We start from the raw sequence: 24,050 nt of genomic DNA, 5'->3' as shown, positions 1-24,050 counted from the left end.
GGGCGCGCGAGTTAAAAAAGTATCAGCGCCGGACGCAAGCGGGGGTAGCGCCTGAACGCCCGAGGCGCGTATTTTGAAGCGATTACAAGAACCCCAAGAAGCCCGCTCATGCCCATCAGCCGTGCCACGCTGTTCGAGCACCGCCCCGCCGAACTGGAAGTGATCCTGCCCGAGCCGGACCACTGCTTCCGCTGGTTCGAACATGACTACCCCTACGACCTGGCGCGTTGGAACCACCACCCTGAATTCGAAATCCACTTGATCCGCCAAGGCAGCGGCAAACTCGTAGCGGGCGACTACATCGGTGCATTCAGCGCGGGGCACGTTGCACTGATCGGCCCGGACCTGCCCCACGACTGGATCGGCGAACTGGCCCCTGGCGAATACCTCACCGGCCGCGACGTGGTGCTGCAATTCGACGGCGCCGCCCTCCTCGCCTTGCGCAACACCCTGCCGGAGCTCGGCGACCTGCAGCCGTTGTTCGAACAGGCACGCCGTGGCCTGGAGTTCACCGGCGACACGGCGCTGCAGGCCGCGCATTGGATGGAAGCCATCGGCAACGCCCAGGGTCTGCAACGCTTGATCCTGTTCCTGCAACTGCTCGACACCCTGAAAAACGCCCCGCCCCAGCAGGCCAAGGCCCTGGCCAGCCCCTGCTACGCGCCGACCCTGGATGCGCGCAGCGCCGAACGCATCAACAAGGCATTCGACTATTTGATGCGCGAGCTGACCGGCGATGTGCGCCTGTCGGTGATCGCACAACAGTTGGAGATGAGCGAACCGGGCTTTTCGCGCTTCTTCAAGCGCAACACCGGCCACGGCTTTATCGAGCTGATGCGCAAGTTCCGGGTACAACGCGCCTGCCGGCTGTTGCTGCAAAGCGATATGTCGGTGGCGGACATCTGCTTTGAAGTGGGCTACGCCAACCTGTCGAATTTCAACCGGCACTTTCGCATCGAGATGAATCAGACGCCGAGTGAATATCGGCGGGAAACCGCGATGCACCTGTTCCAACGCCTTGAAAAATGACACCCAGTCAATTCTGACCAAAAGGTCGACTAATCCAGTTTTTTTCCAAGCTGATCAATCGATTGAGCAAAGTTGGTACAGCCTGTGCAAACGTTTGCGGTACGAACTTGGCAACCAAGTTCACCTCCACCCGAAGAATCGGGTTCAAACCGCGTACGAATAGGGATTTTCAATGCACTTCACCTCAAGGCGTCCTACCTCCTTTGGTGTTTCCTTGCTACTGGCTGCCGTTACAGGACTACCCAGCGCGCCCCTTTTGGCGCAGGAAAAACCCGTCGATGACTCAGCACAGGGCGAAACCCTCAGCCCTGAAGCCAGCCCGACAAAAAAAGGCGTGTACCTGTCGGACTGGTTCAACCAGGACCTGACGTTGATCGGCAGCAAAGACATCAGCTTCGGCCCCAAGCCGCAGGATGACGTGTACCTGGAGTACGAGTACTTCGGCCGCAACGGGCCTTTCGAGCTGTACGGCTATATCGACGTGCCGAAGATCCTCACCATCGGTAACAGTAATGACAAGGGCGTGTGGGACCATGGCTCGCCGGTGTTCATGGAGCATGAGCCGCGAATTTCCATCGACTACCTGGCGGGCCGCAGCCTGGCCATCGGGCCGTTCAAGGAATGGTACGTGGCCTTCGACTGGATCTACGACCACGGCAGCAACAAGGCCAACCGCGCCAATACGCTGTACAGCGGCCTGGGCACCGATATCGACACCTACTCGCGGGTCAACCTGTCGGCCAACTTCTACGGGCGTTACCAGTGGGAAAACTATGGCGCCAGCAACGAATATTCCTGGGACGGCTACCGTGCGCAAATGAAGTACATCGTGCCCATCGGCAAATTCGATAACGGCGCCTCGCTGACCTACATCGGTTTTACCAACTACGATTTTGGCTCGGACCTGCACAAGGACAACCCGGCACGCACGGCCAATTCCCTGGTGGCCACCAACGTGCTGCTGTATTCGTTTACCCACCTGCGTTTCACCCTGGTCGGCCGTTACTTTCATAACGGCGGCAACTGGGAAGACGGCAGCGAGTTGAATTTCGGCGAAGGCAATTTCCGCGCGCGCTCGGACGGCTGGGGTTACTACGCCGGCGTGGGCTATCAATTCTGATCAAGGAGCTTTAGATGAACGCGTTTACCCGTCTCTCAATGGCTGTTGGCCTGGCCGTTCTGCCCCAGCTGGTGCTGGCCGATGCATCTGCACCGATCAAGCCCAAGGTGATGCTGATCACCATGTTCGCCCCCGAGGCGCAAACCTGGATCGACCGCCTGGAACTCAAGCAGGAAGTGCGCGTACCGGGCTTGTCTGCCGAGTATCCGGTGATCCGCTGCAATACCCAGGATGTGTGCCTGCTGGTCACCGGCATGGGCCAGACCAACGCCGCGGCCTCCACCCTGGCCTTGGCGCTGTCGCCCAAGTTCGACCTGCGCCAGAGCTACTTCCTGATCGCCGGGATTGCCGGCATCAGCCCCAAGCACGGCACGATCGGCACCGCCGCGTGGGCGCATTACCTGGTGGAATTCGGCACCCAGTGGGAGCTGGATTCGCGGGACGCGCCGCAGGATTGGCCGACCGGCTATATCGGCATCAACACCAAAGGCCCCAACGAAAAGCCACCACTTGACTACAAGACCGAAGTGTTTGAGCTGAACCCCAAGTTGCAGGCCAAGGCGTTTGCCCTGTCGCAGAAAGTCGAGCTGGCGGAAAGCAAGGAGTCCAGTGCCTGGCGCAAACACTACCCCGCCGCGCCGGCCAACCAGCCGCCGCAAGTCACCCGCTGCGACACCTTGGCGGGCAACACCTGGTTCTCCGGCACACGCTTGAGCGAGCGCGCCGAGGTGTGGACCAAGCTGCTGACCGACAACAAAGGCGAATACTGCACCACCCAGCAGGAAGACAACTCCACCTATGAGGCGCTGCTGCGCGCCAGTCGCGAAGGCTTGGTGGACATCCAGCGCCTGGCGGTGGTGCGCGCCGGTTCGGATTTCGACCGGCCGTACCCGGGCTACAGCGAAGTGGATAACCTGTTGAAGTACGCGGACCAGGGCGGTTTTGTCCCGGCGCTGGAGAACCTGTACCGCACGGGCAAACCGTTGGTACAGGCAATTCTCAAGAACTGGTCGGCCTGGGAAAAAGGCGTTCCTGAAGCTTAATGGAGATCGACAGGTGGGAGGGGGCTTGCTCCCGATGGCGGTGTATCAGGTACAGATTCGCTGACTGACACACTGTCATCGGGAGCAAGCCCCCTCCCACATTTTCACCGTGTCAGGGCAGGAAGATAATTTTGTCGGGGCTGCCCTGGTTCACCTCTTCGAAGTACTGCACCCCATCGGCCAGCACCACTTCACGCAGGCCGGTGGGCAGCGGCAACAAGCCTTCGTCAAAGAAACGCCCGAACTGCTCCAGCATCACCGCGCACTGCTCGCAGTTGTAGAGCAACGAGTTGATCCCCACCACCGAACCGCCCTTGCGGTACAACGCGAGGGCCGGCAGTTGTACATGGCCGTCCACCGGCGCGGCGATAATGGCGATACGGCCGAAGGGCGCCAGGCCTGCCACGGCGGCCGGCAGCCAGAAACCGGTGGTGTCGAAGATCACATCCACACCGCCCTTGAATACGGCGTTGACCTGCGCACCCAGGTCTTCCGGCTTGCCCAGGGCAATCGCGTCGAAGCCCTGGCCCAGCAAGACGTCGACCTGTTCCGGGCGACGCACGGCGGCCAGCACCTGGGCACCACGGATTTTTGCCAGGGCCAGGGCCGCGCTGCCCACCGCGCCATTGGCACCGATCACCAGCAGGCGTGTGCCTTGGGACACGCCGCTGCGCTCCAGTGCATCCCAGGCGGTGGTGTACGGCACGCCAAGGCTCGCGGCCTGGGCGAAACTCAGGTGGGTAGGCTTATGTGCCACGCCCTTGGCCGACACGGTGAGGTACTGGGCATGGGAACCGTCGGCAAAAAAGCCCAGGTCACGGCCGGTGCCCCAGACTTCCTGGCCCACCAGTGCCTGCGGGCCTTCAACCACAACACCGGCGAAATCACGGCCGGGGATGCGCGGCAAGGTAGTGTAGGGGAAACGACCGAGCACGTTTTTCACGTCGCTGGGGTTGAGGCCCGCGGCCTTGATCTGTACCAGCACGTCACCCACGGCCGGCACCGGGGTGGCGACGTCGACAAAGCGCAGGGTGTTGAGGTCGCCGGTGGCAGTAAATTGCAGTGCTTTCATGGCCAATATCCATCGAAGAAAAAGAGATCAGGAGAACCAAGTGCCCACCAGTTGCCGCCCCATGGGCCAGAGCTTTTCGCCCAGCAACATGCCCATCAAGCCGATCAGGGCGATGGCCGGCGGCGCGGGCGAGCGGAAGTCCAGGGCACCGTAGATCACGCCGACAAACAGGCCGATGGCGAGGGAAATCAGGTAGTTCATGGGGGCAGCGCCTTGTGGGTGGATGCGCTCAGTGTAGAGAGCGCTTGCCTGAGGCATCGGCCAAGTGCTTCAGGCTATCGGCCAACCCCTCAGCCCTGGTATTGCGATGGTGCCACACCGAGTTCACGCCGGAACATGTCGCTGAAACTGCTGGGCGAATACCCCAGGGAACGCGCGATGGCGCTCACCGACTGGCCCTGGATCAACTCCGCCACCGCCGTGGCCAGTTGCACCTGGCGGCGCCATTCGGCAAAGCCCATGCCCAGGTGGTTCTGGAACAACCGCGCCAGGGTGCGCACGCTGGCACCGGCGGTTTCGGCATGCTGCTCGAAAGGGATCTCCAGGGACGGCGCAGCCATGACCGCCTGGCAGGCGTTGATCAACCGGCGGTCGGCCTCCACCGGCATGGCGATGCGAATCGGCGAGCGGCGCGCCCGCTGCAGCTCCAGCAAAGCCAGGCTGACCAGTGCGTCGTAGTACGCCACCTCACCGTTGTCGCCCTCGCCCACCAACGTGACGATCAGCTCGCGCAACAACCCACCGACTTCGATCACCTGCACCTGGCTGTCCAGCGTTGCGGCCAGGGCCGGGCGCAGGTAGATATTGCGCATCTGCAAGTCCGAGACCACGCGAATGCCATGCTCCACTCCGGGCGGCAGCCATACGGCACGCTGCGGTGGCACCACCAACGCTTCTTGTGGAGTCTCGACCCACATCACGCCGCTCATGGCATAGAGCAGCTGACCCCAGTCGTGGCTGTGGGGCTCAACGTAGAGCCCACGCGGATAGGTGCGCGCCAGGGGTTGCACGGGAACGGCAGGATCACTGAGGTCAGGCGGCGCGGCCAGGGCCATGGGGTGCACATCATTCGAGGGAGAGTCGCTATGGTAATCACCACCGCATGACAATCCGAGTGATTTTTGCGGCCGGTAAACCATGTGGGAGCAAGCATGCTCCCACCGGTTCAAACACCGCTAGCCTTTGGCAGACTTGGCACATTCACACCCCGTCGCAGCCGCACACGGCTCACCATGGGCATGGTGCTCGGCACAGCCCTGACAGCAATAGCCTTTGCCGTCCTTCATGACCGCATCAGTTCCCAGCACGCATTTGCAGTGTGGGCAGGCACAGGTTTTATCTGGCATGGTCAGACTCCTTCTTCATGGTCGTCCCGGTGCGGCGGGCGCCGGCACCTTAAGCAGTGACTGCGGCCCGCCGTCGTTGGTTCAAGCCATCAGTCGGTGCGGGTATTGCTGCGGTACATGAACACCAGTGCCAGGGCCAGACAAACCATCGCCACGATCCGGGCACCCGACAGTTCGATGGCCGGGTTGCCCAGCCAGCCAAAATTGTCGATCAGCATGCCCATACCCAATTGCCCGACGATCACCGCGACGGTGGCGACGGCCGTGCCAACCACCGGTACCGCGCCGACCATCACCATCATGTACACCACACCGAACAACGCACCGGTCAGTTGCCATTTCGGCACGTCCAGCAGGCTCACCGCCTGGACGGGTTCAAAGAAGAAAATCATTAACGCGGTGACAATCGCACCCACCGAGAAGGTCACCAGGCTGCCACGCAACACCCCCACCGCCTGGCCCAGGCGACCGTTGATCGCCGCCTGCACGCTCAACACCGCACCCGCGGCAACCACTACGACCAGTAACAGAATCAGATTCATCGCCTTAACCTCGTGCAATCAGAACAAGTGCCACCACAATCAACGCCAGGGCAATCCAGCGTTCGCCATTGACCCGCTTGCGCGCCGCGCCGAACCAGCCGAAATGGTCGATCAGCACACTCTTGCCGACCTGCCCGGACAAAATCGCGATCATGGTCATCGCAATACCGATATGCGGCGTGGCCAGAGTCAGCACCACCACGTAGATCGGCCCCAGGAACCCGCCGATCAACTGCCAGCGCGGCAGTTCGGAGAGCGCCGGGCCCTTTTGCTGGCCACTGAACAACAGCAGCAGATACAGAATCGCCGAGCCCACCCCGAAAATGCTCAGGGTCGCCCACAAATGCCCCACCTGCACACCCAGCGGCCCGAGCAAACCGGCCTCTACCGACAGGCCCATGCCGGCCAGGATCACCAGCGGCAACAACAGCAACCTCAAGCCGTTTTTTTTCGGCGTGGCTTGCGCCACACCCTCGATGGAACTTGCCTGCATACATCACCCGCGCTTCAAGAAAGGAAACATGGCGCGCATTATCCGGTGGCCGTCCTGTGCGATAAATGGGAGCATGCTGACAACACCTTTGCGAAAAACGCACAGCCTGGAGGCATGATGCAAGGCTTGAATGAATTGAGTTTCAAAGCACTGCGCCTGTTCGTGGCGGTGCTGGACCTGGGCAGCTTCTCCGAAGTGGCGCGCCGCGAAGGCCTGGCGCCCTCCTCCATCTCCCGGCAGATACAGTTGATGGAACAGGCCCTCGGACAACAGTTGCTCTACCGTCACACCCGCGCGGTCAGCCCCACCGAAGCCGGTCGTCTGCTCGGGCGGCATGCGCGATTGATGCTGGAACAACTGGAAGCCGCCGGCCAGGCGTTGCAGGAACAGGAAAGCGAGCCCAGCGGCCTGGTGCGCATCAATGCGCCCATGGTGTTCGGCCAGCGTCACCTGTCACCGTGGCTGGGCGAATTGTGCCGACGCTATCCGAAGCTGCAACTGGACATCCAGCAGACCGACACCTACGTCGACCCACTGCAGGACGGTACCGACCTGCTGTTCCGCATCGGCGTGCTCAACGATTCCAGCATGCAGGCCCGCATCTTTGCGCCCCAACGCTTTCGCATCGCCGCCAGCCCCGCCTACCTGGCCCGGCATGGCACCCCGCAGCACCCCGACGAGCTGAGCAACCATCAATGCCTGGCCTACAAAGGCATCACCGGCCAGCAACGCTGGTTCTTCCGCAAGGGCCAGGGCGACTGGACGCCCTACAGCGTCAAGGGCCCGATCACCGGCAACCATGCCGACACCTTGACCCACGCCGCCGAGCAAGGGCTGGGGCTGGTGGTGTTCCCCTCCTGGTTGATCGGCGAAGGCTTGCGCGCAGGCACGTTGCTGGCGGTGCTGACCGACTATGAAGTGGCGACCACCCTGGAGCCACAGCAGATTGCGGCACTGTGGCCGGGTAGCCGGCGCTTGTCGCTGAAGGTGCGGACGGTGATTGATTATTTTGTGGAGTGTTTCGGGGGCGTGCCGTATTGGGATCGGTGAGCTAAGTGGCTCGGGAGAAACATCGCCACGTCGGGAATTCTCTTACAGGAAAAAGTAGTTCCATTCTGTTTTTTCGGGCCAGTATTCTTCCGACCAAGCCTATTACGGCAGACTTGCGCAACATCCTCTTTTAGAGAACTGCCATGAAAGTCACGTATCACAAACCATCGCGATCTGAGCGCGCCGCTACCGCCAGTGGTCTGGCCGTCTTTGATAGCGCACCCGTTTTTGGCTATATTTGGCCAAAATATGGGGGTAACCACATGATCACGGTTCCTTTGGGCGAAGCGAAAAACAATCTGTCAAAACTTGTGGATGAGGCCGCTGCGGGCAAGGTCATCACCATTGCCAAACATGGACGTGCAATGGCACAGCTAGTGCCCATGGGGAAATCCAAGGGACGCAGAATCGGTGCCATGAAAGGCAAGTTCATCATTCCCGAAGACTTCGACGCACCTTTGCCTGACGATCTGCTGGATGCCTTCGAAGGCAAGCCTGCATGAGAGTGCTGTTGGACACCCACATTCTGCTTTGGACCCTGATGGAAGATCCCAGGCTATCCAGCAAAGCCAGGAAGTTGATAGAGAATGCGGCGGAGGTTTACATCAGCGCTGCGACATTCTGGGAGATGGCAATCAAGGTCGGCCTGGGGAAACTCGCTGTCGATCTGGATGAAATCCGTGAGTACTGCCTGGAAAGCGGATTTGTCGAACTGCCCGTCACCTCGGAACACGCCATCGCGGTCAAGGATCTCGAGCACCATCACAAGGACCCTTTTGATCGGCTCATCGTTGCCACAGCCATGAGCGAACCCATGAGGCTGTTGACGGCCGATCCACACATCGCCCAATACACATCCTTGGCAATTCTGGTCTGACCCATCTTGATGGCTGCACAGCCTCAACCAAACACCCACTGCCCAATCAACCAGGCATTCGCCCCGCTGATCAGCGCAAACAGAAACCACGCCAACAAGCGCGTCGGCAGCCGATTCACGAATGGCCCCATCAGCTGTTTATCACCGGTCATGCGGATCAACGGATACAGCGCAAACGGCAACTGCAGGCTGAGCACCACCTGGCTGAGGATCAGCAGCTTGCCGATGGCATCGTCGCCCATCAGCCACACCCCCAGAAACGCCGGAATCAGCGCCAGCCCACGGGTGATCAGGCGGCGTTGCCAGCAGGGAATACGCAGGTTGAGGTAGCCCTCCATGATCACCTGCCCGGCGATGGTGCCGGTAAAGGTGGAGCTTTGCCCGGAGGCCAACAGCGCAATGCCGAACAGGATGCTGGCGAAGGCACCGCCCACCAGCGGGTCAAGCAGGTGGTAGGCGTCCTGGATCTCGACCACTTCAGTGTGGCCGGTCTTGTGGAAAGCGGCGGCGGCAAGAATCAGGATCGCCGCGTTGACCAGCAGCGCCAGGGCCAATGAACCGATGGTGTCGATGCGCGCCAGCTTGACCGCGTCCAGTTTGCTGGCGAGGTCCTTGCCGATCAGGCGGGTTTGCACGATGGAGCTGTGCAGGTAGAGGTTATGGGGCATCACCGTGGCCCCGAGGATACCGATGGCCAGGTAGAGCGGCGCGGCGTCGCTGATCACGGAAAGTGACGGAGTGAAACCACTGAACACGTCCGGCCAGTAAGGTTTGATCAGCACCAGCTCGATGAAGAAACACACACCGATGGTCGCCACCAGCGCCAGCATGATCGCCTCCAGGCGCCGGAAACCACGATTCTGCAGGGCCAGGACCAACAGCGTGTCAAAGGCGGTGATCACAATGCCAGTGGTCAGCGATACCCCCAGCAGCAAGTGAAATGCCAGGGCACAGCCCAGTACTTCGGCAAGGTCGGTGGCGATGATGGAGATTTCCGCCAACACCCACTGGGTGCGTGCAGAACGCGTGCTGTAACGCTCTCGGCACAGCTGCGCCAGGTCTTTGCCGGTGGCGATGCCCAGGCGCGAGCACAGGCACTGCACCGCCATCCCTGCCAGGCTGGCCAGCAACACCACGAACAACAGGCTGTAACCGTAGCGCGAGCCGGCCTCGATGGCCGTGGCCCAATTGCCCGGGTCCATATAGCCGATGGAGACCAGCAGGCCAGGGCCGGCGAACATCAGCATGCGTTTGAAGAACGAGGCCTTGGGGTCCACGGCGACGGAGCCGGCCACTTCCGGCGGGCAGAACGGGGCGGTAGCAATTTTCGGCAGGCTGAATTTCACGCGGTATCCCAGGCACACACAAGACAAGGGTGCAGCTTATCAGTCAGACGCGACCGTGCGCATCACCGTTTCCCTTGGCAGGTCGAACGCCTCCACCACCTGCACCACCAGGTCCATCTCCTGGTTCAGCGCTTCACGCTCCATGCGCTGGCGGATAACGCCGATCACCAGCACGGCCAACGTGGTGATCGAATACGCCGGGCCGGAAAATGCTCGCACGCCGCTCACCACCAGCATCGCCGCCGCCAACGCCTGGCCCACCACCGGGATTGCCGTGGCCGCGCCACGGCGCAGGATAAAACCGGTGAGCCCGGCCAACGCCGTGCCGCTCAACGCGGTGGTGGCCGACCGGCCTACGTTAAAACGGCTGAACAAGCCCTGCTCCTTTTGCGCGGCAGCCTTGAGTTCTGCGTCGAACACCTGTCGGTCCGTGTTGCTGAGTTTGTCCTTGTACTGTTCGATGAGTTTCTCGGCGACCCGGGTTTCGAGATCGGCCAGCGCGACCGTGTCCAGCGGTTCATCGAACTTGATCCCCAGCCGCTGCGATACATCTTCGGCGATCTGGCGGTAACCCACGCCATGCCCACGGGCCAGGTTCATGAAGGTATCGCCACCCATGCGTTGCAGTTCAATCGCCAACTTGAGCGGCTCGCGCACCGTGGCGTCGATTGAGGCGCTACGCTTTTGCACCATCAATTCGGCAAGAAACTTCAACTCTTCCGGGCGGGCCTGTACCAAGGCAGGAAACAGATCAACATCCTCCTCGGCAAAACGCACTTCAGCACTGCGCTGGTCGGAGCGGATCATGCCGCGTCGTTCATGCAGCAGGTCGGTGTACTGCACCACCGTCTGCAATTGCGGCCAGTAGGCGGCGTGATCGAAAGTCGCCAGGTGCACGTTGGTGACCTTGGCCTTGAGCGCCGGCGTCACCGGGATCGCATAACGGCCAATACAGCGTTCAGTGTCCGGCTTTATGGCCAAGGCCCAGTCCTTGCTGGAGTGACAGTTGATGACCCGCCCCTTGAGCGGCGCCGACACCACATCCCACGGGCTCGACGTGCAAATTGCGCCGCCCATCAACAACAGGTTGTCCAAAGGCAGCTCACGGGCGGTTTCCGGGCTGGCCAGCAAGCTCTTGACCAGGATCCGCGCGCCGAGGGAGTGCCCGATCAGATTGATACGCCGCACGTCCATGGACTCACTGTGCAGGTAGTTGGCCAGTTCCGGCAGCAGGCTGTTGGCGACTTCGTCCACCCGCGCCTCGACGCTTTTGTAGTGATCGAGAAAATAGGCAATCGCCTTGCCCACCCCAACGGTCGCCGCGCCCAGGCTGCCGCCGCCCAGCATTGCACCGATCACCTCCTTGAAAGGCGCAAACAGGTTTTCCAGGAAATGCCCCGCCGGCCAGAACAGCATCAGGTTGGTCGAACCTTCGATACTCGCCAACTGCTCCTTGAAACTGCCCAGTTGTTGCCGGTTGAAGAACGCCGAATAACCGTGAACATAGAGATTGAGCACGTCGCCCTGAGGCTCGCCGCACAGTACGAAGGTGGGCTTGCGGGTGCGGTGCATTTCATCCCACTGGTGCTGCATGGGGCAGTGACTCCTGGCGACAAGGGACGGCGATAGTAACAAAGGGCGAGGCTCATCGCCGTACCGCTGGGGAAAAGGCACCCGGTTGGCCCCCTCCTCCTTTCAGAATAGGGACGCGGCCTTGGACTTGGCCAGGTAACGTGCAGGTGAGTCGCCCAGGTTGCGACGAAATACCGAGGTGAACGCGCTGGAACTGCTGAACCCCAATTCGAACGCCACATCGGTGATGGACGAACCATGGCTGAGCCGCGCCGTGGCTTCCAGCAGGCACACTTGCTGACGCCATGAAACAAAAGTCATGCCGGTGTACTCACGGAAGTTACGGGTAAAGGTGCGCCGGCTCATGCTCGACCAGTCGGCCATCTCGCCGATGGAGACTTTCTGCGTGGGCGCCTCCAGGAAGCGCTGGCAGGATCGGGCCAGGCGCGACTCGGACGGCAGCGGCGCACTCAGCGGCAATTCGGGCATGGCGCCGATTTCATCGATCAACAGGGTCAGTACGCAGCAATCGCGCACGCTGGGCGAGGCGCAAGGCCCGATCGCCAGCGCCGCCTCCAGCAGGTGCCGCAGCAACGGCGACACGCCAAACACCTGGCAGTAGTCCTGCAACCCGGCGCGCCGCGCCGCATCGTCATCCAGATAGGTGTTGAGCATCACCACGTCGCCGCGCATGTGCATCTCATGCGCCACCCCGCCCGGCACCCAGATCGCCCGCTGTGGCGGCACCACCCAATTGCCCAGCTCCGTGAACATCTTCAACGCGCCGGTGGACGCGTAGGCGAACTGCCCGCGCCGGTGGGTGTGGCGTGGGAACACCGTGCCGGACGGGTACTCGCGCAGCGTCACCACCGCAGCAGAGCTATCGAGTTCGTAAGGGGATAAGGTGAAGGTCGGTGACATGGCCCGATTTTGTCAAAGTATGACCTGACATAGCAAGCGGGCCAATCATCTACCACCTAGAATCGCCGCGTCCCAAGTTGGGTTCGTTCGAAGGGGTATCCGGAAATGGAAATCACCGAGCTGTGCCTGATGCAAAAACGGTTCGCCTTGAACTGACTTCCCGTCGGCACATCGCGATTGCGCTGTGTCGCCTGACCCAAGGAGGGTCCATGCTGAAAAAACATTTGTCACTCGCCGTGCTCGTCACCCTGGTCTGGGGGGTCAACTTCCCCATCACCAAGCTGGGCCTGCGCGCCATCGACCCGTTTGTGCTCACCGGTATCCGCTTCGCTCTCGCTGCCTTGCCACTGGTGTTCTTTATCAAGCGCCCGGCCGTCAAGTTCAGCTATGTGGCCGCCTACGGTTTTATCTTCGGGCTGGGCATGTGGGGCGTGATCAACTACGGCATCCAGGTGGGTGTGAGCCCGGGTATTGCTTCACTGATCATTCAACTCAGCGTGTTCTTCACCATGGGCTGGGGCTTTGTGCTGTTCAAGGAGAAAATCCGTGGCGCGCAGATGATCGGCGCCGTGCTGGCCTTGATCGGCCTGGCAGGGATCATCTCCACCCAGGAAGGCAACCATGCAGTGCTGGGCGTCATGCTGATCGTCCTCAGTGCGGTGGCCTGGAGCATAGGCAACGTGATCATCAAGAAGTCCGGGGTCAAGGAGATCTTCTCGTTCATGGTCTGGGCCAGCCTGATCCCGCCGATCCCGCTGTTCCTCACCGCCTGGCTGCTGCACGGCAGCGCCGCGTTCGAAGGCTTGCAAGCCAGCCTCGACCTGACGGCGATGCTGTCGATCCTGTTCCAGGTTTACCTGGCGACGCACTTTGCCTACTGGGGCTGGAACTCGCTGCTCAAGCTGTACCCGGTGTCCACCGTGGCGCCGCTGTCGTTGCTGATTCCGGTGTTTGGCATCACCAGTTCGATGCTGATTCTTGATGAGCGCATTTCCACGCCAAACCTGATTTCGATCGGGATCATCATTGTCGGTTTGGCAGTGGGTTTGTACCGCAAGCCAGTCAATCTGGCGCCAGCGAATCCGCAGCCCATTGTCCACATGGATGGATAGTCTTGGCATAAATTCGGCATTTTGTTCGCGTATTGAGTGCTTTAGCCTGGGTCCGGTCTTGCACTGAACCAAAGGAAATACCATGAGCACGCCCGAATTTTTTGTCACTCCTGGCTACGGCGATTACATGCGCGAACACCTGCATTACTCGCAGGCGGTGAAAGTCGGCAATCGCGTGGAAACCTCAGGACAAGGGGGCTGGGACGATGAATTCCAGATCCCCGCCGACCTGGCCGACGAGATCACCCAGGCGTTCCACAACCTGGAACGCACGCTCGCTACTGCCGGCGCCAGTTGGGAACACGTGATTCACGTCAACTCCTACCACGTCGGCGGTTTCCCGCCTGAAGTCAACGACACGATGGTCAAGCACTACCGCCAGTACATGCCGCACCATGCGCCAATCTGGACGCAAGTCGGCGTCGAGGCCTTGGGCCTGCCGACCATGCGCGTGGAGATCCGAGTGACCGCGATTATTCCCTGACCCCGAACCTACGAATCACCCATTCGACAAACACCTTGAGCCGTGCGCTCTGGTGGCGATTGGGTGGATAGAGGATGTGCAGCGGCGTGGCCGGACGCGACCACTGCGGCAGGACACTGACCAATTGGCCGTTGTCCACGTAATACTGCACGATGGCTTTGAAATGCTGCCCGACGCCCAAGCCGGCGAGCAGCATTTCCTTGAGGCCATTGCCTTCATTGGTGGAATAGGCGCAATCGCTCACTTCGATGCGCCTGTCACCCTGTTCGAAAATCAGTGGCTGCGCTTTACCTGATCCGGCAAAAAAATAGCCGGCCTTGAGGTGGTTGTGCGCCAGGTCCTCCGGAGAAACCGGCACACCTCGGCGCGCCAGGTAGTCGGGCGCGGCGCAAGTCAGATAATCCAGGTCGGCCACCTTGCGCCCGATCATCGCCATGTCATCGAGTTGACCGGCGCGGATCACACAATCCACGCCCTCCCCCACGATATTCACCGCGCGATCACTGATGCCCAAGGCGACCGTGATGTCGGGATACTCGCGATGAAAATCCACCAGCGCAGGAATCAGCAGGCAATTGGCAAACGACGCCGGTGCATCCACCCGCAAATGCCCGCCGGGCTTGAGGACTTGCCCGCGGATGGCGCTGTCCAGTTCATCCAGCTCCGCCACCAAACGCCGGGCATGCTGGTAATACTCCAGCCCGTCGGACGTGGGCGCCAGGGCGCGGGTGGTGCGATGCATCAACTGGATGCCCAGGTGTTTCTCAAGATCCGTGATGAGCTTGCTGACGGTGGAACGTGGCAGCGCCAACTGGTCGGACGCACGGCTGAACGAGCCGGTTTCGACGACGCGAACAAAGGCACGCATGGCGAGAAGTTGGTTCACGAGGCTGACCCTTTGAATAACTGCAACCGCTTTCAGTAAGCGAAATTGTCGATCTTGACCTGGCCATCGGGGAAGGTTGCGATGATTTCCAACTCGCCCCCCATCGCACGGATGTAGTCGCGCAGCGTGCTGATGTACATGTCTGTACGTCGCTCCATCTTGGAGACGGCCGCCTGGTTGATGTTCAACGCCTTGGCCAGGCTCTGCTGGCTCAACTGCTGGGCTTTACGCAGCTCATGCAGCGGCATTTCCTGCAGGTGTTGCTGGAACAACTGCTTGGCTTCGGCTCGGTCTTGCGGCGTCATGCCCGCTTGAAGTTCAGCGAATTTCTTAGCCATAGGAGCCCTCTCACACAAAAATTCAACACCGAAAATTATTCCACCAAGGGAATACATATTCAACCTGCCTTTAAGTGTCATCCCCCTGCCTCTACTTACTCCCCTCAAAAATACAATTTTCGACCTGTAAAAAGCGCTCTAATACCCGTCTGTTGATTGGCTTTAAAGATCCTGGAGTTCGTAATGCCCCATGAAGGCAACCTGTTACAAGCAGCCGTGGTGTTCCTGCTCGCCGCCGTGCTGACCGTGCCCCTGGCCAAACGCCTGCAACTGGGCGCGGTGCTGGGCTATCTGTTCGCCGGTGTGATCATCGGCCCCTCGGTGCTCGGCCTGATCGGCAACCCGCAAAGCGTCGCGCAGTTTTCCGAGTTGGGGGTGGTGTTGCTGCTGTTCATCATCGGCCTGGAACTGTCCCCCAAGCGTCTGTGGGTGATGCGCAAGGCGGTGTTTGGCGTCGGCCTGGCGCAGGTGTTGCTGACAGGGCTGGTGATGGGCGTGGTGGCGTTGTGCCTGTTTGGCCAGTCGTGGAACAGCGCCATCGTGCTGGGCCTGGGCCTGGCGCTGTCGTCCACCGCCTTCGGCCTGCAAAGCCTGGCCGAGCGCAAGGAGCTGAACCAGCCCCACGGTCGCCTGGCCTTTGCCATCCTGCTGTTCCAGGACATCGCCGCGATCCCGCTGATCGCCATGGTGCCGCTGCTGGCCGGCAGCGATCATCCGACCACTGAAGCCCAGGGCCTGCAACACGTGCTGCAGATCCTCGGCAGCATTGCCGTGGTGATCATCGGCGGACGCTACCTGTTGCGACCGGTGTTTCGCATCGTGGCCAAGACCGGCCTGCGTGAAGTGTCCACCGCCACCGCGCTGCTGGTGGTGATTGGCACGGCGTGGTTGATGGAGTTGGTGGGCGTGTCCATGGCCCTCGGCGCCTTCCTCGCCGGCCTGCTGCTGGCGGACTCGGAGTACCGCCATGAACTGGAATCGCAGATCGAGCCATTCAAGGGCCTGCTGCTGGGGCTGTTCTTCATTAGCGTGGGCATGGGCGCCAACCTCAGCCTGTTGCTCAGCTCGCCGCTGGTGGTGATTGGCCTGACGCTGCTGTTGATAGGCCTGAAATTGCCGCTGCTGTATGCCGTGGGCCGCATGGTGGGTGACCTCAATCGCGAAAGCGCCTTGCGCCTGGGCGTGGTGCTGGCGGCCGGGGGTGAATTTGCCTTCGTGGTGTTCAAGATCGGCCGCGACCAGGGCCTGTTCGAACCACACCTCTACGACGTGCTGGTGCTGACCATCACCCTGTCCATGGCGGTGACGCCGCTGTTGCTGCTGGTGTGCCCGAAGCTGTTCAAGCCCAAGGTCAAGCCGGTGGAAGTGCCCGAGGAATACCGCACCATCGAAAGCGATGCGCCGCGCGTGGTGATCGCCGGCATGGGCCGTATGGGCCAGATCGTGGCGCGGATCCTGCGTGCACAGAACATCTCGTTCATCGCCCTGGACACCTCGGTGGAAACCATTGAGCTGACCCGCAGCTTCGGCGGCATGCCGGTGTTCTACGGCGACCCGCAACGCCCCGAGATCCTGCACGCGGCCAAGGTCGACCAGGCGGAATTCTTCGTGATCGCCATGGACGACCCGGAGATCAACATCAAGACCGCCGAGCTGGTGCGCAACCTCTACCCGCACATGCAGATCATCGCCCGTGCACGTAACCGCCAGCACGTGCACCGCCTGGTGGACCTGGACGCCTCGCCGGTGCGCGAGACCTTCTATTCCAGCCTGGAAATGAGCCGACGTACCCTGGTAGGCCTCGGCTTGAGCCAGGCCCAGGCCGATGCGCGCATCACGCGCTTCAAGAACCACGACCTGCAAGTGCTGGCCGCACAACACGCAGTGTACGACGACGCGGCCAAGGTGATGCAAACCGCCCAGGAAGCACGGGCAGAACTGGCGCGGCTGTTTGAGATGGATCGCCTGGAGGAAGAGTCCGACAAGGTGTGAGGCTGCCGATGAACGATATTGCGATTTTTCTGACAGAATACGCCGCAATCTCGTTCATCCCTGGAGCGCTTCATGGCCACTTTCACCAAGACCGCCGTCCTGCTGGCCCTCGCGCTGACCGCCGGCAGCGTATTCGCCGCGTCCAAGCCGACCACGCAAACCATCTCCACCCTGGGCGGCAAGTTCACCTTCAATCTGCCCAAGGCCTACGCCGCCGACACCCTGCCGGCCGGCAAGGCCGAGGATGGCACCGCCGACACCCAAGGCACGATGTACGCCAACCAGACCACTAAAAGTGTGGTGATCGTCGCCGAAACCGTGCGTAACGATGGGGTGACCATTGGGGATAACGACGCGAAATTCCTGGACGGCGCCGTGGCCGGTTTCGTCAAGGACCAGAGCGCCGCCCTGCCGGACTTCAAGAAACAAAGCGAAAAGAAACTGACCTTCAAAGGCCTCGGCCTGCGCCAGGTGGACAGCACCGCCACTCAAGGCGGCGGCAAAACGCTGAACTCCACGTTCCTCGGTGGTTCGGGCAATCACCTGCTGGTGATCCAGGCGATTTCGCGGGCGGATGATGCCAAGGGGCATGCGGCGTTGGTGAAGCAGATTACCGGCGGCAAATAACCGTCTTCCGATCCACATGTGGGAGGGGGCTTGCTCCCTCCCACAATGTTTGACCGCGTTTAATTCAGGCTCTTTTCCAGCCAGGCTTTCAGGTCCTGCACTTGCGCTTCACTGATGGTATGCGGCATGCCCGGATACCCGTGGAACTCTGGCTTCAACCCCAGTCCCGTCAACACCTCATTCGCCCGAGTGGCCGACGCATAAGGCAGCGCCTGGTCCAAGGTGCCGTGGCCAATGAAAATCGCCAGCTTGTCCAGTGACGCATCCGGCTTCAGCTCAGCCTTGAGCACCGGCAGCACGCTGCCACTCAAGGCCGCAATCCCACGCAGCAGATCCGGGCGGCGTAACCCGACCTCGTACGCCATGATCGCGCCCTGACTGAAGCCCACCAGGAACACCCGATCCGGCTGAGTGTGGTACTTGGCGGTGGCTTTACCGACAAACTCTTCGATCAACCGGGCGCTGCGTTGCAGGTCGGCGGTCTCGCCATCGTAATCGCCATCACCGGGCTTCCTGGCAAACCAGCGATAGCCATGCGGGTCCACCGGCATCGGCGCACGGGCCGACAGGTAAGTCCAGGTCGACGGCAGCGCGTCCTTGATGCCGAACAAATCCTCTTCGTCACTGCCGAAACCGTGCAGGAAAATCACCAGCGGCTGGTTGCGCGCATCGCCCTGGGTCTGCTCCAGGTACGACAGCGGCAAGTCGGTGTGCAATGTGTCGTCGGCATGAGCGACGCCGACCACCAGGGTCAGTGCCAGGGCAAACAGTTTGAGCATGGGACGTGACCTCAGGGTTTGCGCAGCAGATAAGTGTCCATGATCCAGCCATTTTCCAGGCGCGCCGCCTTGCGCACGCGTTCGATTTCTTCTGCCACTTCACTGACCTTGCCGCTGATAAGGATCTCATCCGGCGTGCCCAGGTAGGCGCCCCAGTAGATGTCCAGGCCCTGATCGGCCACGGTGCGGTAGGAATCTTCCGCATCGAGCATCACCACCAGGGTGTCCGCATCACTCGCCTGCCCCGCCGCCAGACGGCGCCCGGTGGTGATCTCGACCGACTTGCCGATGCGGTTCAGCGCCACTTTATGCTGTGCGGCCAGAGCCTGCACGCTGGTGATACCGGGGATCACCTCGAACTCGAAGGTGCAGCGGCCACTGGCCAGAATCGCCTGCAAAATGCGGATGGTGCTGTCGTACAACGCCGGGTCGCCCCACGCCAGGAAAGCACCTACTTCACCGTCAGCCATTTCTTCGTTGATCATGCGTTCGAAGGTCTGCTGCTTGTCGCGGTTCAGGTCCTGCACGGCGGTGGTGTAGTCGATATCGCCGCGCACACGCTCGGGGCACTCGGCCTCCACAAAGCGATAGCCGGGCTCGGTGATGTAGGTCTCGCAGATCTCGCGGCGCAGGTCGATCAACTTGTCTTTGCTCTGGCCCTTGTCCATCAGGAAAAACACGTCGGTGCGGTTGAGCGCCTTCACGGCCTGCATCGTGATGTAGTCAGGGTTGCCGGCGCCAATGCCGATGATCAGGATGCGTTTCATGGGTTGCTCTCAGTGCGGGGCGTGGATTTTGCCATGTTCCGGTGCTCAGGCGTGAGTTTCCAGGCGCAGGCGCCAGACGTTGTTGAAGCGTAGTTCGGTGGCGGACAACGGTTCGACGTCGATGCGGTAGAACATCGACAGCGGAAACTCCATCACCTGCAACAGCGCGGCGCGGATCACAAAGGGGTGGGTGATGGCGACAATATGGCCGGGTTGGGTTTCGAGGGTTTTCAGCCACTGCGCTACGCGTGCACACACGTCATCGACTGACTCTCCACCCTGGGGCGCGAAGGTGCTGTCGGTGAGCCAGGTATTCAACTCATCACTACTGAGCTGGTTGATGGCCTGGCCTTTCCACTGGCCGAAATCAGCATCGCGCAGGGCGTCTTCGATCACGGCGTCATTGCCGAACAAGCCAGCCGTCTGCCGAGTACGCAGCTCCGGGGCGCAGACTAAACGCGGTGTTTTCCTGTAACGCCCGGCGAGGGAGCCTGCCGCGTCCTGCCAATCCATCGCCACCGGCTCGTCATCGCAGAAACGCCCCTGTTTCTGCAGGGGCGTGAGGGCATGGCAAATGAGTGTCAGGCGTGTGGCTTGCATCGCAGCGTGCTTAGACCCAGGGAATGAGGCCACCAAGACTGGCGCAGTTATCCCAGCCGCGCAACGCCTTGTGCCAGATAGAGCACTTGGTAACCCGTCCCTGGGTGCTCTGCGTCCAGTGCCTTGGCCGACAAGGTGACGCGCACCAGCCGCCACGCTTGCACATCCAGCGCCAGGAACACCGCAAAGGTCTGCGCGCTGTCGGCCAACTGCTGATTGCGCCGTTTCCCCTCGGCCAAGGTCGCCGCCCTGTCCGCGCCCGGCTCCAGTGGCCATTCCTCGCGGTACAAACTCACTGCGCCCTGCGCCGGGCCACGTTGTACATCCAGCGGCAACCAGCTCTCGATATGCGGGCGACCAAAGCTGTCGAGCACCTTCTGGAAGCGCTCGCCCAATAAAAAGTCAGCGGCCTGCAACGGGTCGGCCCACAGGTACACCGACGAATACACCTTGCCCCCGTGCTCCCGGGCGATAAACGCCTTGAACAACAACCCCTCGGCGTCATCCCACAGCGGCCCCAATTGCGCGGCGCGCCGGTGAATCACGCCCATGTCGTAGTCAGCTGGCAAGCGGTGAGAATACTGTTTGGCAAACATGCGAGAACTCCTGTGCAAGATGAGCATTCAGCTTGCGCAGCGGCGATGATTTCAACAAGATATCATCCGATATATGTGCGATAAGGATTGAATATGACTGACGCCCTCAGACCGTTGGATATCGATACCGTCCAGGCCTTCGTGCTGGTGGCCGATTTCGCCAGTTTCACCCGCGCCGCCGAAGCCCTCGACACTTCCCAGGCTGCCATCAGCCTCAAGCTCAAACGCCTAGAAGAGCGCCTCGGCTACCGCCTGCTCGAGCGCACGCCTCGCCATGTACGGCTATCGCCCCAAGGCGAACAGTTCATCATCGCCGCCCGCGCCCTGCTCAATGCCCATGAACGCGCCTTGGGCGACATGGCAGCTCACACGCCCCGGCGCCTGGTCATTGGCATCAGCGACCACGTGGCCGGCCCCGACCTGCCGGCCTGGCTCAGCCGCCTGGCCGCCTACGACCCGTTGGTGATCCTCGAAGTGCGCATCGCCTCCTCCCGCGACCTGGTTACCGCCTTTGATCGCAACGAGTTGGACGCCGTGATCGTACGCAACGAAGGCGACCGCCAGGACGGTGAAGTGCTGGCGGTGGAACGCTTCGGCTGGTTCGCCGCCCCCACCTGGCAACACGCGCCAGGTACGCCCCTGCGCATGGCGACCATGGCTGCACCCTGCGGCGTGCGCCACCTGGCGACCCGCGCACTGGACGCTGCGCGCATCGACTGGACCGAAGTCTTCGTGGGCGGCGGCGTCATGGCCGTCGGTGCCGCCGTCAGCGCCGGATTGGGCGTCGCCGCCCTCGCCCGCCGCGTGGCGCCGTCTGGCGCGGTAGATGTGAGCGAGCAATACGACCTGCCACCGTTGCCGGTGAGTGAGGTGGTGCTTTACAGCCGCATCACCGATGTGCGCTCACGGGAGACACTGCGTGCCTTGAGCGCGACCTTTCGCGGCGTGCTGCAACACTGAAATAACTGTTTTTTGTGGCGAGCGGGCTTGCCCCGCTCGCCACAGGGGATTTGCTGGCCTAAGAGAAATCTGTCAATCAAACCACTCCCGCCGCCCCTCAAACGTTCCGACGATCAGTTCCACAATCATCCGCACCGCCTCCTCATCCCGCACCTGCGCATTCACCGCCAACCACACTTGCCGCTGCATGCTCTCGGCCAATAACCCCGGCAACGCCACCAACCCCCGGTCAAAACTGCTCATGTAATGCGGCAGCAACCCAATGCACGCGCCACAACGGATCATCTCCAGCATCAGCGAATACGCCTGTACCTGCACCACCGCCGCCAGGCGCTGCTGCACCACCTGGTTCCACGCCTGTAAAGCCTCCACCTGCGCATCCGGCTGCCACTGCACCAGCATGTAATCATCAAGGTCCTCCACACTGTCCGGCCGCGTGGTCAACCGCGAGTAACGCTTGGCGATATGCGGCAAGTACTGCAAGCGCGCGAGGGCCCTTGGCGGCTCAGTGGCAAAACTCGGACCCGGCAGCGGACTGTCGGTGTTCGACAGCCACAGCACCACGTCCACATCCACCGCCTGCAACGACAGCTGGCTGTCGATGGAAATGATCTCCAGGCGCACGCTGGCATTACGGCGCAGCAAGGCGATCAGGTCACGACCGAGAATGTCATGCAGGATCGGCTCGGCCACCGCCAGGCGAATCAATGGCTGCTCCGTCACCGGCAGGCGTCGTTCATGGGCCAGGGCAATCAATTGCGCCTGCAACTGCTGACCGTCACGGCTGAGCACCAAACCATTGCCCTGATAACTGAACAGCGAATGCCGCAGGTGTTCTTCAAGCTGCGCCAATCGCTTGCGCAACAGCGTCGCCTTGATATTCAAACTGCGCGCCGCCTGCATGAAACAACCGCAGCGCGCACTCACCAGAAAGTAGCGCGCCACTTCCGGGTCGATCTCGTGGGCCAGGGTCAGCCAACTGCTGCGGCCCTCGGTTGGCACGCGATAAACGGAGGGCCCCTGGGGGGCAGACGGTTCTAGAAATGCCATGGGAGACTCCCTGTCTTGTTGGTCTGTGCATCCAATGCGGGTTGACGCGTGTTACTCCAGCACTTTGTTCAGCTCGGCGCCGTCGATACTCAGGGTGGCGGTATTGAGCATGCCTTCGAGGTAAGCCTTGGCGATCTGCTCCTGGCGCTGGGCACGCAAGGCTTGGGTGAGGCGTTCACGCAGTTCGTCGAGGGTCGCGGTGCGCGCCGGTTGCTGGCCGGTGAGTTTGAGCACATGAAACCCCGCCGCGCTCTGCACCACGTCCGACACGGCACCGACCTTGAGGCGCGACACTGCACTGCGCACTTCCGGCACCAGTTGCTGCAACGGCTGCATGCCCGAGTCGCCACCGCGTGCCGCAGAGTCGGTGTCCTGGGAGAACTGCGTAGCCAGGGCGGCGAACTCATTCGGTGCCGCCTGGGCGCGACGGCTCAGCTCCTGGGCCTGGCGGCGCACACTGTCGACGGCTTGCGGGTCATTCACTGCAAGGAAAATCTGGCTCACTCGGTACAACGGCGGCGTCACCCACTGCGACTTGCCGCTGTCGTAGGCCTGCTGCAATTCGGCGGCGCTGGGGTAATCGGCCGGCACCTGGCTGACCGACAACATGTAGTCGCGAAATACAATCTGCTCGGCGGCGGCGCGGGTTTGCTGCTCCACGTCCGGGCGCTGGCGCCAGCCCTGGGCGTCGGCCTGTTCGAGCACGGCCTTTTGCGCCAGGCGTGAACGAATCCAGGTTTCCAGCGCACCACGGTTGCCGCGCAATTGCTCGCGGGACTCGGCAGGCAGGCTGGCCAGCACGGTTTTCAGTTCCGTCAGGTCGATCTGCTGGTTGCCCAAGCGGGCCACCGCCGGTCCGACCGGTACAGGGTTAGTCACCGGCGCCGGTTGCTGCGCCGCCACCGGGTCGCTGCCCGGTCGCAGGCTCAAGCCCACCGCCACCACCAGCAAGGCCAGCGCGCCCGCGCCGACCATCAGGGTTGGCTTTTTCACAATACCGGCGCCTCGGCTTCCGCCTGCAACTGCGCGGCCTGCTGGCTGTACTCACGCAGGTAGACGATAAACTCCTGCAACAGGCGGTCCCACAACTCCAACTGGCTGCGCAAGTGCGTAGCGCCGACACCGGCCACCACCACGTCCATTTCCATCAGCAGGAATTCGCCCTGCACCGACAACCGCGCAAAGCGACGCGAGGCGTTCCACACCTGAGCCAGGCCTTCGGGCAGCTCGCCCTGGATACGCAGTGCGCAGCTGTAGGTGAAATCCACATAGCCGCCCTGCTCCGCCGCCGGGTTACCGAAGCGCACGGCAAAGCCGATGCCCTGGCTGGCGCTGAGCAATTGCACGATGCCGTTTTGCTCAGTCTGGTTGACCCGGTAGCCGGCTTCCTGCAACAGCTCGGTGAGGCTCTGGGTGGTGACGCTGGTGATCAATTCGCTCATGGAGAT

At 61.6% G+C, this 24,050-nt stretch carries 29 protein-coding genes; 11 read left to right on the top strand and 18 right to left on the bottom strand.

The genetic code is table 11. The features are described 5' to 3' along the window. The first annotated feature begins 108 nt into the window (after positions 1-108). The 3 genes from BLR69_RS03070 to BLR69_RS03060 all read left to right on the top strand — a co-directional run bounded on the left by BLR69_RS03070 (position 109) and on the right by BLR69_RS03060 (position 3,192). On the top strand, positions 109-1,029 hold the full coding sequence (locus tag BLR69_RS03070; RefSeq protein WP_071495307.1) for an AraC family transcriptional regulator: 921 nt from the start codon (positions 109-111) through the stop codon (positions 1,027-1,029). 172 nt (positions 1,030-1,201) lie between these two features. Then, a complete protein-coding gene (locus tag BLR69_RS03065) occupies positions 1,202-2,149 on the top strand; it encodes a nucleoside-specific channel-forming protein Tsx (protein WP_071495308.1) in 948 nt (315 codons plus the stop codon). A 14-nt stretch (positions 2,150-2,163) separates the two neighbouring features. After that, positions 2,164-3,192 carry a purine-nucleoside phosphorylase gene (locus BLR69_RS03060; protein ID WP_071495309.1) on the top strand — a complete coding sequence of 343 codons (1,029 nt, stop codon included), beginning with the start codon at positions 2,164-2,166 and terminating at the stop codon, positions 3,190-3,192. A gap of 112 nt (positions 3,193-3,304) precedes the next feature. Here BLR69_RS03060 and BLR69_RS03055 read toward each other — a convergent pair whose 3' ends face one another. From BLR69_RS03055 to BLR69_RS03030, 6 genes are all read right to left on the bottom strand, one after another. Continuing rightward, on the bottom strand, positions 3,305-4,264 hold the full coding sequence (locus tag BLR69_RS03055) for a quinone oxidoreductase family protein (protein ID WP_071495310.1): 960 nt from the start codon (positions 4,262-4,264) through the stop codon (positions 3,305-3,307). Positions 4,265-4,291: 27 nt separating this feature from the next. Then, complete coding sequence (locus BLR69_RS03050) at positions 4,292-4,465, bottom strand: DUF1427 family protein (protein ID WP_076955279.1); 174 nt, start codon at positions 4,463-4,465, stop codon at positions 4,292-4,294. 89 nt (positions 4,466-4,554) lie between these two features. Beyond that, entirely contained in the window at positions 4,555-5,319 is a 765-nt protein-coding gene (locus BLR69_RS03045; RefSeq protein WP_071495311.1) for an AraC family transcriptional regulator, read from the bottom strand. Between the two features lie 120 nt (positions 5,320-5,439). Then, complete coding sequence (locus tag BLR69_RS03040; RefSeq protein ID WP_076955278.1) at positions 5,440-5,610, bottom strand: metallothionein; 171 nt, start codon at positions 5,608-5,610, stop codon at positions 5,440-5,442. Between the two features lie 89 nt (positions 5,611-5,699). After that, the gene (locus BLR69_RS03035; protein ID WP_071495312.1) at positions 5,700-6,152 is read right to left on the bottom strand and encodes a DMT family transporter; all 453 of its coding nucleotides are present in this window, start codon (positions 6,150-6,152) and stop codon (positions 5,700-5,702) included. A gap of 4 nt (positions 6,153-6,156) precedes the next feature. Continuing rightward, complete coding sequence (locus BLR69_RS03030) at positions 6,157-6,645, bottom strand: DMT family transporter (RefSeq protein WP_071495313.1); 489 nt, start codon at positions 6,643-6,645, stop codon at positions 6,157-6,159. Positions 6,646-6,762: 117 nt separating this feature from the next. Between BLR69_RS03030 and BLR69_RS03025 the strand changes: the two genes are divergently transcribed. From BLR69_RS03025 to BLR69_RS03015, 3 genes are all read left to right on the top strand, one after another. Then, entirely contained in the window at positions 6,763-7,695 is a 933-nt protein-coding gene (locus BLR69_RS03025; RefSeq protein ID WP_071495314.1) for a LysR family transcriptional regulator, read from the top strand. Positions 7,696-7,838: 143 nt separating this feature from the next. Further along, positions 7,839-8,198 (top strand): type II toxin-antitoxin system Phd/YefM family antitoxin, encoded by a 360-nt coding sequence (locus BLR69_RS03020; RefSeq protein ID WP_076955277.1) that lies wholly within the window; start codon positions 7,839-7,841, stop codon positions 8,196-8,198. Next, positions 8,195-8,572, top strand: coding sequence for a type II toxin-antitoxin system VapC family toxin (locus tag BLR69_RS03015; protein ID WP_071495316.1), 378 nt, complete (start codon positions 8,195-8,197; stop codon positions 8,570-8,572). Before BLR69_RS03020 ends, BLR69_RS03015 begins: the two co-directional genes overlap by 4 nt. Positions 8,573-8,595: 23 nt before the next feature. Here the strand turns inward: BLR69_RS03015 and BLR69_RS03010 are convergent, their stop codons facing one another. The 3 genes from BLR69_RS03010 to BLR69_RS03000 form a co-directional block, all read right to left on the bottom strand. After that, a complete protein-coding gene (locus BLR69_RS03010) occupies positions 8,596-9,918 on the bottom strand; it encodes an Nramp family divalent metal transporter (RefSeq protein ID WP_071495317.1) in 1,323 nt (440 codons plus the stop codon). 39 nt (positions 9,919-9,957) lie between these two features. Continuing rightward, positions 9,958-11,511: a DUF726 domain-containing protein gene (locus BLR69_RS03005; protein WP_071495318.1), complete on the bottom strand. Its 1,554-nt coding sequence runs from the start codon at positions 11,509-11,511 to the stop codon at positions 9,958-9,960. A gap of 102 nt (positions 11,512-11,613) precedes the next feature. Beyond that, positions 11,614-12,411, bottom strand: a complete 798-nt coding sequence (locus BLR69_RS03000; protein WP_071495319.1) for an AraC family transcriptional regulator — start codon at positions 12,409-12,411, stop codon at positions 11,614-11,616. Between the two features lie 209 nt (positions 12,412-12,620). Here BLR69_RS03000 and BLR69_RS02995 point away from each other — a divergent pair, with 209 nt between their 5' ends. Together BLR69_RS02995 and BLR69_RS02990 are read left to right on the top strand one after the other, a co-directional pair. After that, positions 12,621-13,523, top strand: coding sequence for an EamA family transporter (locus tag BLR69_RS02995; RefSeq protein ID WP_071495320.1), 903 nt, complete (start codon positions 12,621-12,623; stop codon positions 13,521-13,523). An 82-nt stretch (positions 13,524-13,605) separates the two neighbouring features. Then, positions 13,606-14,007 (top strand): RidA family protein, encoded by a 402-nt coding sequence (locus tag BLR69_RS02990; RefSeq protein WP_071495321.1) that lies wholly within the window; start codon positions 13,606-13,608, stop codon positions 14,005-14,007. On the opposite strand, the gene BLR69_RS02985 is transcribed toward BLR69_RS02990, so the two are convergent. Both BLR69_RS02985 and BLR69_RS02980 read right to left on the bottom strand, forming a co-directional pair. Next, positions 13,997-14,893, bottom strand: coding sequence for a LysR family transcriptional regulator (locus BLR69_RS02985; RefSeq protein ID WP_076955276.1), 897 nt, complete (start codon positions 14,891-14,893; stop codon positions 13,997-13,999). The two genes, BLR69_RS02990 and BLR69_RS02985, sit on opposite strands and share 11 nt — an antisense overlap. A 32-nt stretch (positions 14,894-14,925) precedes the next feature. After that, positions 14,926-15,231, bottom strand: coding sequence for an XRE family transcriptional regulator (locus BLR69_RS02980; protein ID WP_071495323.1), 306 nt, complete (start codon positions 15,229-15,231; stop codon positions 14,926-14,928). Positions 15,232-15,414: 183 nt separating this feature from the next. Here BLR69_RS02980 and BLR69_RS02975 point away from each other — a divergent pair, with 183 nt between their 5' ends. Together BLR69_RS02975 and BLR69_RS02970 are read left to right on the top strand one after the other, a co-directional pair. Continuing rightward, positions 15,415-17,223, top strand: coding sequence for a monovalent cation:proton antiporter-2 (CPA2) family protein (locus BLR69_RS02975; RefSeq protein WP_071495324.1), 1,809 nt, complete (start codon positions 15,415-15,417; stop codon positions 17,221-17,223). 72 nt (positions 17,224-17,295) lie between these two features. Continuing rightward, the gene (locus tag BLR69_RS02970; RefSeq protein ID WP_071495325.1) at positions 17,296-17,850 is read left to right on the top strand and encodes a DcrB/PsbP domain-containing protein; all 555 of its coding nucleotides are present in this window, start codon (positions 17,296-17,298) and stop codon (positions 17,848-17,850) included. Positions 17,851-17,909: 59 nt separating this feature from the next. Here BLR69_RS02970 and BLR69_RS02965 read toward each other — a convergent pair whose 3' ends face one another. The 4 genes from BLR69_RS02965 to BLR69_RS02950 are packed head-to-tail and all read right to left on the bottom strand — an operon-like array spanning position 17,910 to position 20,592. Then, positions 17,910-18,629 (bottom strand): alpha/beta hydrolase, encoded by a 720-nt coding sequence (locus BLR69_RS02965; RefSeq protein WP_071495326.1) that lies wholly within the window; start codon positions 18,627-18,629, stop codon positions 17,910-17,912. An 11-nt stretch (positions 18,630-18,640) separates the two neighbouring features. Continuing rightward, positions 18,641-19,396 (bottom strand): precorrin-6A synthase (deacetylating), encoded by a 756-nt coding sequence (cobF, locus tag BLR69_RS02960; protein WP_071495327.1) that lies wholly within the window; start codon positions 19,394-19,396, stop codon positions 18,641-18,643. 45 nt (positions 19,397-19,441) lie between these two features. Next, entirely contained in the window at positions 19,442-19,996 is a 555-nt protein-coding gene (locus tag BLR69_RS02955) for a histidine phosphatase family protein (RefSeq protein WP_071495328.1), read from the bottom strand. Between the two features lie 47 nt (positions 19,997-20,043). Then, a complete protein-coding gene (locus tag BLR69_RS02950; protein WP_058424688.1) occupies positions 20,044-20,592 on the bottom strand; it encodes a DUF4865 family protein in 549 nt (182 codons plus the stop codon). Positions 20,593-20,685: 93 nt separating this feature from the next. Between BLR69_RS02950 and BLR69_RS02945 the strand changes: the two genes are divergently transcribed. Beyond that, entirely contained in the window at positions 20,686-21,552 is an 867-nt protein-coding gene (locus BLR69_RS02945) for a LysR family transcriptional regulator (protein ID WP_071495329.1), read from the top strand. 72 nt (positions 21,553-21,624) lie between these two features. On the opposite strand, the gene BLR69_RS02940 is transcribed toward BLR69_RS02945, so the two are convergent. From BLR69_RS02940 to BLR69_RS02930, 3 genes are read right to left on the bottom strand one after another with little or no spacing between them, the layout of a single operon-like run. Then, complete coding sequence (locus BLR69_RS02940; protein WP_071495330.1) at positions 21,625-22,602, bottom strand: LysR family transcriptional regulator; 978 nt, start codon at positions 22,600-22,602, stop codon at positions 21,625-21,627. A 51-nt stretch (positions 22,603-22,653) separates the two neighbouring features. Beyond that, the gene (locus BLR69_RS02935; protein WP_071495331.1) at positions 22,654-23,595 is read right to left on the bottom strand and encodes a peptidylprolyl isomerase; all 942 of its coding nucleotides are present in this window, start codon (positions 23,593-23,595) and stop codon (positions 22,654-22,656) included. Beyond that, positions 23,592-24,044, bottom strand: a complete 453-nt coding sequence (locus tag BLR69_RS02930) for a YbjN domain-containing protein (protein WP_071495332.1) — start codon at positions 24,042-24,044, stop codon at positions 23,592-23,594. The genes BLR69_RS02935 and BLR69_RS02930 overlap by 4 nt, the downstream gene beginning before the upstream one ends. Positions 24,045-24,050: the final 6 nt, after the last annotated feature.

Source organism: Pseudomonas azotoformans (assembly GCF_900103345.1).
Classification (GTDB): Bacteria; Pseudomonadota; Gammaproteobacteria; order Pseudomonadales; family Pseudomonadaceae; genus Aquipseudomonas; species Aquipseudomonas azotoformans.
The sequence above is the reverse complement of the archived record's forward strand: the minus strand, read 5'-3'. Positions and strand labels throughout refer to the sequence as shown.